The organism is Streptomyces sp. NPDC006283 (assembly GCF_040613325.1).
In the GTDB taxonomy this organism is placed as follows: Bacteria; Actinomycetota; Actinomycetes; order Streptomycetales; family Streptomycetaceae; genus Streptomyces.
This window is the reverse complement of the sequence record NZ_JBEXRZ010000025.1, coordinates 40,083-50,738: the sequence shown is the minus strand read 5'-3', so window position 1 is coordinate 50,738 and position 10,656 is coordinate 40,083. Positions and strand designations below refer to the sequence as shown.

General features: G+C 69.0%; 9 protein-coding genes. All 9 read right to left on the bottom strand.

From position 1 onward, the window contains the following. Positions 1–1,020 (bottom strand): PH domain-containing protein (locus ABZ070_RS08420; RefSeq protein ID WP_356631310.1); only part of this gene is annotated, 1,020 nt, incomplete at its 3' end. Further along, positions 1,017–1,517 (bottom strand): PH domain-containing protein, encoded by a 501-nt coding sequence (locus tag ABZ070_RS08415; protein ID WP_356631308.1) that lies wholly within the window; start codon positions 1,515–1,517, stop codon positions 1,017–1,019. The genes ABZ070_RS08415 and ABZ070_RS08420, both read right to left, overlap by 4 nt. 4 nt (positions 1,518–1,521) lie before the next feature. Then, positions 1,522–3,171, bottom strand: a complete 1,650-nt coding sequence (gene pgi / locus ABZ070_RS08410; protein ID WP_356631313.1) for a glucose-6-phosphate isomerase — start codon at positions 3,169–3,171, stop codon at positions 1,522–1,524. A gap of 171 nt (positions 3,172–3,342) precedes the next feature. Next, positions 3,343–3,678, bottom strand: coding sequence for an RNA polymerase-binding protein RbpA (locus tag ABZ070_RS08405; protein ID WP_003957010.1), 336 nt, complete (start codon positions 3,676–3,678; stop codon positions 3,343–3,345). A gap of 135 nt (positions 3,679–3,813) precedes the next feature. Then, positions 3,814–4,044 (bottom strand): preprotein translocase subunit SecG, encoded by a 231-nt coding sequence (secG, locus tag ABZ070_RS08400; RefSeq protein WP_005318972.1) that lies wholly within the window; start codon positions 4,042–4,044, stop codon positions 3,814–3,816. 176 nt (positions 4,045–4,220) lie between these two features. Beyond that, complete coding sequence (gene tpiA / locus ABZ070_RS08395) at positions 4,221–4,997, bottom strand: triose-phosphate isomerase (RefSeq protein WP_356631306.1); 777 nt, start codon at positions 4,995–4,997, stop codon at positions 4,221–4,223. A 6-nt stretch (positions 4,998–5,003) separates the two neighbouring features. Next, the gene (locus ABZ070_RS08390) at positions 5,004–6,215 is read right to left on the bottom strand and encodes a phosphoglycerate kinase (RefSeq protein ID WP_356631304.1); all 1,212 of its coding nucleotides are present in this window, start codon (positions 6,213–6,215) and stop codon (positions 5,004–5,006) included. Between the two features lie 119 nt (positions 6,216–6,334). Continuing rightward, positions 6,335–7,345, bottom strand: coding sequence for a type I glyceraldehyde-3-phosphate dehydrogenase (gene gap, locus ABZ070_RS08385; protein ID WP_356631302.1), 1,011 nt, complete (start codon positions 7,343–7,345; stop codon positions 6,335–6,337). A 213-nt stretch (positions 7,346–7,558) separates the two neighbouring features. Further along, on the bottom strand, positions 7,559–10,522 hold the full coding sequence (locus ABZ070_RS08380; protein ID WP_356631300.1) for a M14 family zinc carboxypeptidase: 2,964 nt from the start codon (positions 10,520–10,522) through the stop codon (positions 7,559–7,561). Between the last annotated feature and the right edge of the window lie 134 nt (positions 10,523–10,656).

Here is a 10,656-nt window from a genome sequence, read left to right as displayed (position 1 = left end):
GTCGATGCCGCGCAGTCGGCGTTCCTCTATGGATATCGAGCGTGCGGTGAACAGACCGCGCCGCACCCGCAGGGTGCCGCCGGGCTCCCGCTCCAGCCGGTAGTTCCACCACATCTCGACCCACAGGCCGAGCGCGCCGACGATCCCGGTCGCCAGCGTGGCAGCGGCCAGCACAAGGATCATCCATACGACCGAGGTGTCCCTGAAGCGGGCCCACACCCAGTCGATGACCTCGCTCTGCGCCCCGAACCACTCGCTGACCTGCATCACCGCGCCCGCCGCCGCGCCGCCGAGCAGCGGGGCGACGAACGACACGGGGGCGTAGCGGATCCAGGACGGGTCGAGGACGGCGAGCGTTCCGTCGCGGTGGGGGCTCCCGGTGCCTCCGGGGGCGGCCCTGGCCAGCAGTTCGAGACGGAGCCGCTCCCCCTCCGCCCGGGTCACGGCGTCCAGTTCGAGGGTGGATTCGCCGCCGCCCGCGTGCTCGCCGGTGCCGATGCGGACCTGGACGAGGCCGAGGACGCGCAGCAGCACATGGGCCGTGAGGTCGACGCTGCGGATGCGTTCGCGGGCCAGGGAGCGCCGTTTGACCAGAAGCAGTCCGGTGCGGAGTTCGGCGCGCTCGGGTCCGATGCGGTAGCGCGTGCGGCGCCAGCGCACGAAATCCGCGCCGGTGCCCGCGGCGACGAGGAGCACGGCCCCGGCCAGTACCCAGGCGAGGGCCTGCCACAGCGGCATGCCGCCGACGAGGCCGACGAGGGTGGGCAGCCCGGCGCCGCCGGCCACACCGGCCATGACCACGGCGGTGACGAGGACCGTGCGTCCGTCCAGCCGCCGCCAGGGGGCCTGCGACCCGTCCGGAACCCGCGAGGCGCCGTCGCGGGTCTGTACGGAGCTGTCCACCGCCTCCTGGGTCCTGGCCGCGTCCTCGTCGTCGGCGGGCGCGTCGGCGGACGGCACGTCGACGGCCGGGGAGACGCCCGGCGCGTCCGTGGCGTGCACCCGCTCCGGTTCGCTCATGTCGCGTCCCCGGCTGTCGCCTGGGTGATCCTGGTGAGGCGCTCCGCGAGTTCCGCGGCCACGTCGTGGTCGAGGCCCTCGATCCTGATGGCGCCCTTGGAGGACGCGGTCGTGACGGTGACCGTGGCGAGCCGGAACGCCTGCTCCAGCGGTCCCCGGACGGTGTCGACGGTCTGGATGCGGGACATGGGCGCGATGCGCCACTCCTGCCACAGCGCCCCGGTCCGCACGTACACCGCCTCGTCGGTGACCTCCCAGCGGTGCACCCGGTACCACCAGGCCGGGAAGAACGCGGCGCAGACGAGACCGGCGGCGACGATCGCCGCCGCCGGGATCAGCAGCCACGTCCGGGCCGGCTCGATGAAGGCCCCCAGCACCACCAGGACGGTCGCCGGGACGGCGGCCGTCAGCAGACACTGTGAACGCCACCAGGTGACGGCGCGTTCGTTCAGCCGGTTGTTCGGCGGCCGCAGCCGCACCGCGTTCTCCCCCGCCATCGGATCAGCGGCCGCGCAGTGTGCGGTACTTGCCGGCGAGCGTGGCCGTCGAGCTGTCGAGCTGCTCGCCGCCCTCGCCTTCGGTCAGCACCGGCTCGATCCTCTTCGCGAGGACCTTGCCGAGTTCGACGCCCCACTGGTCGAAGGAGTCGATGTTCCAGACCGCTCCCTGGACGAAGACCTTGTGCTCGTACAGCGCGATCAACTGGCCCAGCACGGACGGCGTGAGTTCGTCGGCGAGGATCGTCGTCGTCGGGTGGTTGCCCTTGAACGTCTTGTGCGCCACCAGCTCCTCCGGTACGCCCTCCGCCCTGACCTCCTCGGGCGTCTTGCCGAAGGCCAGCGCCTGCGTCTGCGCGAAGAAGTTGGCCATCAGCAGGTCGTGCTGGGGCACGAGACCGGCGAGCAGGGAGGGGACGGGCTTGGCGAAGCCGATGAAGTCCGCGGGGATGATCTTCGTGCCCTGGTGGATCAGCTGGTAGTAGGCGTGCTGGCCGTTGGTCCCGGGCGTGCCCCAGACGACGGGGCCGGTCTGCCAGTCGACCGGGTTGCCGTCGCGGTCGACGGACTTGCCGTTGGACTCCATGTCCAGCTGCTGGAGGTACGCGGTGAACTTGGACAGGTAGTGCGAGTACGGCAGCACCGCGTGCGACTGGGCGTCGAAGAACGCCCCGTACCAGATGCCCAACAGGCCCATCAGCAACGGCGCGTTGGTCTCCGGGGGTGCGGTGCGGAAGTGCTCGTCGACGAGGTGGAAGCCGTCGAGCATCTCCCGGAAGCGGTCGGGCCCGATGGCGATCATCAGGGAGAGACCGATCGCGGAGTCGTACGAGTAGCGGCCGCCGACCCAGTCCCAGAACTCGAACATGTTGGCCGTGTCGATGCCGAAGTCGGAGACTTTCTCGGCGTTGGTCGACAGGGCGACGAAGTGCTTGGCGACGGCGTCGGGTCCGGCCCCCAGGTTGGTGAGGAGCCACTCGCGCGCGGACGTCGCGTTGGTGATGGTCTCGATCGTGGTGAAGGTCTTGGACGCGATGATGAAAAGGGTCTCCGCCGGGTCCAGGTCCCGTACGGCCTCGTGCAGATCGGCTCCGTCGACGTTCGACACGAAACGGACCGTCAGATCCCGGTCGGTGTAGGAGCGCAGGGCCTCGTACGCCATCGCGGGCCCGAGGTCGGAGCCTCCGATGCCGATGTTCACGACGTTCCTGATGCGCTTGCCGGTGTGGCCGGTCCACTCGCCGGAGCGGATCCGCTCCGAGAAGGCGGCCATCTTGTCGAGCACCGCGTGGACGCCGGGCACCACGTTCTCGCCGTCGACCTCGACCACGGCGTCGCGCGGGGCGCGCAGCGCGGTGTGCAGGACGGCGCGGTTCTCGGTCGTGTTGATCTTCTCGCCGCGGAACATGGCGTCCCGCAGTTCGGCGACGCCGGTGGCGGCGGCGAGTTCACGCAAGCGCCCCAGCGTCTCTTCGGTCACCAGGTGCTTGGAGTAGTCGATGTACAGATCCCCGACCTGGAGGGTGTACGTGCTGCCGCGCTCCGCGTCCTTCGCGAACAGCTCCCGCAGATGCGTCTCCCCCAGCTGCTCGCGGTGCTTGCCGAGAGCGGTCCATTCGGGCGTCTGGTTGAGCCTGGTCTTGCCTGCGTTCATTTCGGACATCAGCCCACTTCTTCTCGTACCTGCCTGCATGCCCCGCTGCGGGTCCAACCTAATTGATCAGGCCGGTCACAGAGGCGTCGGCGGGGCGGCGCACAAGAAGCGGCCCGGACAACGAGAAGGTCCGGCCGGCACCCTCGTCGGGTGTCCGGCCGGACCCAAGTACTAGATCTCGCCCCGCAGTTTGGCCAGTGCCTCGGCGAGGATCGCCTCGCCGTCCGCGTCGCTGCGCCGCTCACGTACGTACGCCAGGTGCGTCTTGTACGGCTCGGTGCGCGGCGGGTCCGGCGGATTGTCCCGGTCCTGACCGGCCGGGAACCCGCACCGCGGGCAGTCCCACGTGTCGGGGACCTGTGCGTCACTGGCGAAGCTCGGCTGCGTCTCGTGCCCGTTCGAGCACCAGAAGGAGATGCGGAGGCGCGGCGCGGACTCGCCTCGCTCTGCCTCGCCCATCGGCCCCGCTCCGACCCGGCTTCCCCGGATCGCGTTGCCACTTGCCACGGTCGTAACTCCCTGCGTGATGGTGCTGCACAGCGTCTCACAGCGGCTGCGCCGCGAGTGCCCCAGTCTACGTAAGGCCCAACGCTCGTCCAGTGATTGGAGTTACACCCCAGCTCGGGACGGTTGACCGATGGGTCAGCTGTCCAGCTTCATCAGCAGACCAAGTACGACAATGCAGGCGAACCACAGCAGACCGACCACGACGGTGATGCGGTCGAGGTTGCGCTCGGCCACCGAGGAGCCGCCGACGGACGACTGCATACCGCCGCCGAACATGTCGGAAAGACCGCCGCCCTTCCCCTTGTGCATCAGCACGAGCAGCATGAGCAGCCCGCTGAAGATGATCAGGGCGATCGAGAATCCCATAACCACGGCTGGACCCTACTTCCTGGCAATTCTCTCGGAACTCAATACGGACGACGGGGGCCCGGGCTCGTGTGAGCCCCAGGCCCCCGCAAGGGTACGCCGGATCGGCGCCACCGCATACTCACAGGTCGCCGGTTCGCTTCCGGGGCGCGGTAAGACCGCGGCGCCCCTTCCGCTCACTGGTCGCGGAAGCGGACGATCTTGACGAACTCGTCGGCGTCCAGCGCGGCGCCGCCCACGAGGGCGCCGTCCACGTCCGGCTGCGCCATGATCGCGGTGACGTTGCCCGCCTTCACCGAGCCGCCGTACTGGATGCGGACCTTGTCGGCCAGCTCCGGGGAGTACAGCTCGGCGAGACGGCCACGGATCGCCCCGCAGACCTCCTGCGCGTCCTCGGGGGTGGCGACCTCGCCGGTGCCGATGGCCCACACCGGCTCGTAGGCGATCACGATGGTCTCGGCCTGCTCGGCCGGGACGTCCTTCAGGCCGCCGTCGAGCTGGGCGAGCGTGTACTCGACCTGGTTGCCGGCCTTGCGGATGTCCAGGCCCTCGCCGACGCACAGGATCGGGGTCAGACCGTGCTTGTAGGCGGCCTTCACCTTGGCGTTGCAGATCTCGTCGGACTCCGCGTGGTACTGGCGGCGCTCGGAGTGGCCCACGGCCACGTAGGCGCACTTCAGCTTGGCCAGCATCGGGCCGGAGATCTCGCCGGTGTACGCGCCGGAGTCGTGCGCCGAGATGTCCTGGGCGCCGTACTTGATCTTCAGCTTGTCGCCGTCGACCAGGGTCTGCACGGACCGCAGGTCGGTGAAGGGCGGCAGGACCGCGACCTCGACCGCGTCGTAGTCCTTGTCGTTGAGTGCGAAGGCCAGCTTCTGGACGTGCGCGATGGCCTCGAGGTGGTTGAGGTTCATCTTCCAGTTGCCCGCCATCAGCGGGGTACGGGTGGTCATACGGGGTCAGTCCTCCAGTGCGGCGAGGCCGGGAAGCGTCTTGCCCTCGAGGTACTCGAGGCTCGCGCCGCCACCGGTCGAGATGTGGCCGAATGCCTTCTCGTCGAAGCCCAGGATCCGCACGGCCGCGGCGGAGTCGCCACCGCCGACCACGGAGAAGGCCGGGCAGTCGACGAGCGCCTGGGCAACGGCCTTGGTGCCCTCGGCGTAGTCGGGGTGCTCGAAGACGCCCATCGGGCCGTTCCAGAAGACGGTGGCCGCGTCGGCGAGCTTCGATGCGTACAGCTTGCGGGTCTCGGGACCGATGTCCAGACCCTCCTCGTCGGCGGGGATCGCGTTCGCGGCGACGACGGTCGGGTTGGCGGGAGCCTTGGTCTTCAGGTCCGGGAACTCCGCCGAGACCAGGACGTCGACGGGGAGCACGAACTCCACACCGCGCTCCTTCGCCCGCCTCAGGTATTCCTTGACCGCCGGGATCTGGTCCTCCTGGAGGAGGGAGATGCCGACCTCGTGGCCCTGGGCCTTGAGGAAGGTGTAGGCCATGCCGCCGCCGATGAGGATGCGGTCGGCCTTCTCCAGCAGGTGATCGATGACGCCGAGCTTGTCGGAGACCTTGGCGCCGCCGAGGACGACGACATAGGGCCGCTGCACGTCGTCGGTGAGCTTCCTGAGGACGCCGACCTCGGTCTCGATCAGGAAACCGGCCGCGTGCGGCAGGCGGGCCGGAAGGTCGTAGACGGAGGCGTGCTTGCGGTGCACGGCGCCGAAGCCGTCGCCGACGTACACATCGGCGAGGGCCGCGAGCTGGTCGGCGAAAACGCCGCGCTCCGCGTCGTCCTTGGAGGTCTCGCCGGCGTTGAAGCGGAGGTTCTCGAGGACGGCGACCCGGCCGTTCTCGAGATTCTCGACGGTGACGGTGGCGGACTCGCCGACGGTGTCGGTCGCGAACGCGACCTCGGCACCGAGCAGTTCACCGAGGCGCTTGGCGGCCGGGGCGAGCGAGAAGGCGGGGTCCGGGGCTCCCTTGGGGCGGCCCAGGTGCGAGGCGACGACCACACGCGCGCCGGCCTCCGCCAGCTTGGCGATCGTCGGCCGGACGGCGCGGATACGGCCGTCGTCGGTGATGGTGGTGCCGTCGAGCGGCACATTGAGGTCGGCGCGGACGAATACCCGCTTGCCCGCGACCCCGTCGGCCAGCAGCTGGTCGATGGTCTTCATGTTTTTCTACGGCTCCTCGGAGGACTGCACGCGCGACAGGGCTCGGACAGCGCCACATTGCGCTGCCGAGCCCTGTCGCTCACATCGTGGTGCTCGCGTTGTGGATCAGACTGTACGGATCAGAGCTGGTTGCCGACGAAGACCGTCAGGTCGACGAGGCGGTTGGAGTAGCCCCACTCGTTGTCGTACCAGCCGAGGATCTTCACCGACTTGCCTTCCTGGACCATGGTCAGGGAGGAGTCGAAGGTGCAGGACGCCGGGTCGCTGACGATGTCGGACGACACGATCGGGTCCTCGGTGTAGAAGAGGATGCCCTTGAGGTCGCCGTCGTCGGCGGCCTTCTTGAACGCGGCGTTGACCTCGTCCTTGGTGACCTCGCGCTCCACCTCCACGACCAGGTCGGTGGCCGAGCCGGTCGGGACCGGAACGCGCATGGCGATGCCGTCGAGCTTGCCCTTGAGCTTCGGCAGGACCAGCGCGGTGGCCTTCGCGGCACCCGTGGTGGTGGGAATGATGTTCTCGGCGGCGGCGCGGGCGCGACGCAGGTCCGAGTGCGGGAAGTCCAGGATCCGCTGGTCGTTGGTGTAGGCGTGGACCGTGGTCATCAGGCCCTTGACGATGCCGAAGTTCTCGTCGAGAACCTTGGCCATCGGCGCCACGCAGTTGGTGGTGCAGGACGCGTTGGAGATGACGTGGTGGTTGGCCGCGTCGTACTTGTCCTGGTTGACGCCCATCACGATGGTGATGTCCTCGTCCTTGGCCGGAGCCGAGATGAGGACCTTCTTGGCGCCGCCCGCGATGTGCTTCTCGGCGTCCGCCTTCTTGGTGAAGATGCCGGTCGACTCGATGACGATGTCGACGCCGAGGTCGCCCCACGGGATGTCGGCGGGGTTGCGCTCGGAGAGCACCTTGATCGTGTGGCCGTCGACCGTGATGGTGTCGGCGGTGTGGGACACCTCGGCCTTGAGGCGGCCGAGGATGGTGTCGTACTTCAGCAAGTGGGCCGTGGTCGCAGTGTCACCCAGGTCGTTGACAGCCACGATCTCGATGTCTGCACCCTGCTCCAGCAGCGCGCGGAAGTAGTTACGACCGATGCGGCCAAAGCCGTTGATGCCTACGCGGATCGTCACGAAACCGATCTCCTCGTTGGTACGCCGGGTTTCGACGCCGGCGAGCTGTATGGGATGTCCCCGACCGCCTACGACCCTACCCCTCCGCGGGCCTCGTAGTGACATCGACCGCATTGGTGGCGGGACGAGGTGGCCCGTACCCGTTAGTAGGTATAAGGGCCACCTCCAAGGCGGTTCTGCTGCCTTTGTTAAGGGTGCGGCGCCGGTGCCGCGTCAACTCCGCAGGGAGCGCAGCGCCTTGCCGATCAGCGCCGCGCGGTCGGCGGCGTCCGGGAGGTGCTCCAGACCGAAACCGAGTAGCACGGTGTCACGCGTGGTGACAGCGGCGTATGACCTGAAAAGTTCGCCGGCGCGGGCCCAGTCACCGGCGGTCTCGGGGCTCCCGGCGGGTGCGCCGGGGACGGTCCAGGCACCGAGGGCGGTCTCGAAGCCCTCGGTTTCCTTGTCCGCGCCCGCGACGACCAGCCGGGCGTCGTCCGCGAAGACGCCGCGTCCGCCGCTGCCGGGGTCGGTGACGGAGCTGAGCGAGAGCTCGACCTTCTTCCCCGCGTAGGCGCTCAGGTCGAAGGAGACCTGCTTCCAGCCGCCGGAGGATCCGGTGAAGCTGTTCCAGGCCCCGCTGGTGCCTGCCGGGGTGCAGCCCCCCGCTTCCACGGTGAGGTAGTGCCGCAGGAAGGGGTGGCCGTTGACGAAGAACCCGGCCTCGCACTCCTCCGGGACCGCCGTGCCGGTCAGGCCGCCGGCCTCGGGGAGCGTGGTCCAGTCATCCGTCCCGGCCGTGTGGGCCTCGAGGACGGCGTGGTCGTAGCCCGGTTCGGTGTTCCAGTTGAGGGCGAGGCGCAGTTCCGGTTCGTCGGCCGCGCTGACACCCGTGAGGTCGACGGTGCGGGTGAGGCGCTTCCAGTCGCTGTCGTCGTGCGTGGCGGCGGCCATCCACTGCCCCGCATACGGAGCGTACGGGTTGACCACTCCCGCGTAGCGGCCGGCCTGGGCGCTCTTGAACTGGGGGAAGTCCTCGGGCGGCAGGGTGTCGGAGGTGACCGTGTAGGCGCCGGCCGAGTTCAGCGGGTTGGCGGGGTTGCCCGTGGCACCGGCGAGCGGTCCGGTGAACCCGGCCAGCCTGCCCGCGCCGGTGAAGCCGGTGGCGGTGGCGGCGGAGGTACGTCCGTACGCGCCCAGGTAGTACTGACTGAAGTCGTCGGTCTGGGCCCTGCCGACCTGGGCGTTGCCGCCGGCGAGCTCGCCGGCCTCGATCAGCTTGCCGCCCTCGTTGAGGAAGGCGCGGAGCGCCAGCTGGGTGGGTCCGCCGGGGGCGCGGTCACCGGTGTAGTGGACGGCCGTGGAGAAATGCCCGAGGACGCCGAGCGGGTGCGGGACGCCCTGGGTGGCGACGTCCCAGACGACCGCCTTGCGGCCGCTTGCCTTGAGCGCGTCGACGTACTTCCGGGCGTGCTGGTGTGGGGCTCCTTCTTCGGCGACCACCACGGCGTCGGCTCGTGGGCGTTCGGCGATCGTGTAGGTGAAGCGCTCGCTGGAGGTGGGCTTCCCGCTCCTGGTCTCTCCGGTGAACCACACCTCGACCTTGTCGCCGACGTCGCCGTCCTTGACCTTGGCGCGGTACTCGTCGAAGCGGATGTTGTCCTCGCCGCCGTAGGTCTCGCCGCCCTTCCAGGGCTTCAGGGCCATGTCGTGGGTGCGGCCGCCGTTGACGCGGTACTTGAGCTCCTTGTCGCGGACCGACTTGCGGGCGACGACGGACACCTCCTGGTCGCCGCCGCGGGCGAACGAGGTGGTGAAGGGGTCGACGGTGAAGTCGGGAGCTTCCAGACCGACGGAGGAGGACGGCTGGTCGGGGTGGGCGGCGGTCTCGGCGACGGAGAGCGCGAAGGGGATGTTCTTGGCGAACTCCGCCTGGATCAGCTTCTCGTCGTCGGGGAAGTTGAAGCCGGACTGGCAGTCCTCGGCCTTCCACCCGTCGTTGGGGTCGGAGTCGGAGACTGTCTGGCAGGTGGTCATCTCCGGGGTGAACATCATCATCCCGTTGACGTTGGCCGCGTGGCCGTCCGCCTCACCGTTGGTGGTGTACAGCTCGGAGGAGACCTGCGGGTAGTAGCCGGGGACGGCGGAGTTCTCGGGGGTGCCGGCGAGGGCCTTGTAGAGGACGTCGTCGGGGGTCGGGGTGGCGACCTGCCAGCCGACGCCGTACAGCAGCAGCTCGGCCGCGGAGTGGTAGTTGATGCCGTACTCGAAGCCGATGCGCTTCTGGAAGCGGTCGATCGCGACGGTCTCGGGCTCGGAGGACGGGCCGGCGCCGCGGTAGGTCTGGCTGGCCGGGGCGGGCGACGAACCCTCGTTGTCGTAGCCCCACTTGTAGGCGAAGTTGCGGTTCAGGTCGACACCGTCGGCGTTGGTGATCTCGCCGTCGCCGTCGTTGTCGCGGAGGTTCTTGCGCCACAGCCGGTTGTCGGGGGACCGGTGCGTGTGGTCGTAGCCGTCCGGATTGGCGGAGAGCACGAACCACAGCTCGGTGGAATTCACCACCTTGGTGATCCGCGGGTCCTTGCCGTAGTTGTCGAGGTAGTGGTGGAGCAGCCGGCGGGTCATTTCCGGGGTGATCCACTCGCGGGCGTGCTGGTTGGACATGTACAGCACGGACGGCTTGGCACCGTCCTTGGTGCGCTTGGCGCCCTTGGTCAGCTTGAGGGCGAGGATGTCCTGACCACGGAGGGTCTTTCCGATGGACACGACCTTGGTGATGTCCGGGTGGGCCTGCCCGGCCTTGACGATCTCCTCCTGGAGATTGCCGTCGCCGCTGTACGGGCGGTAGACGCCGTCCCCTGCCGCCTGGAGCCGCGCCTCGGTCCTGGCGGGGACCTTGCGCTCGGTGACCTCGACGCCCTGCTTCTCCAGGCCGCGGGCCTGGGCGTCGGTGAGGAAGAGCTCGACCCGGGCGGTTCCCCGGTCGGGGGCCTGTTCACCCAGTTCGTGGGCGTCCTGGCCGAGTGCGAGGAGCAGGGGCACCTGCTCCTTGGTGACATCGGCGTTGAAGACCTTCACCGCGTCGGCGGCGTCGGCGGTAGGTCCGGTTCCGGGCTGCGCCTGGGCGACAGGTGCGGCCGCCAGTCCGCCGAGCAGCAGTGCACCCGCTGCGAGGATCGATCTCGCTCTGGGTCTCATGAGCCCCCCTTGCTTGTGTGTGCCACAAAAGGACAGATGCCAGGCTCATGACAGCCCATGATCATGTCAATAGCGCCCCACGACACGAAAACGCCGCCACCAAGGACCCGAATGGCCCAAAGTGGCGGCGAATT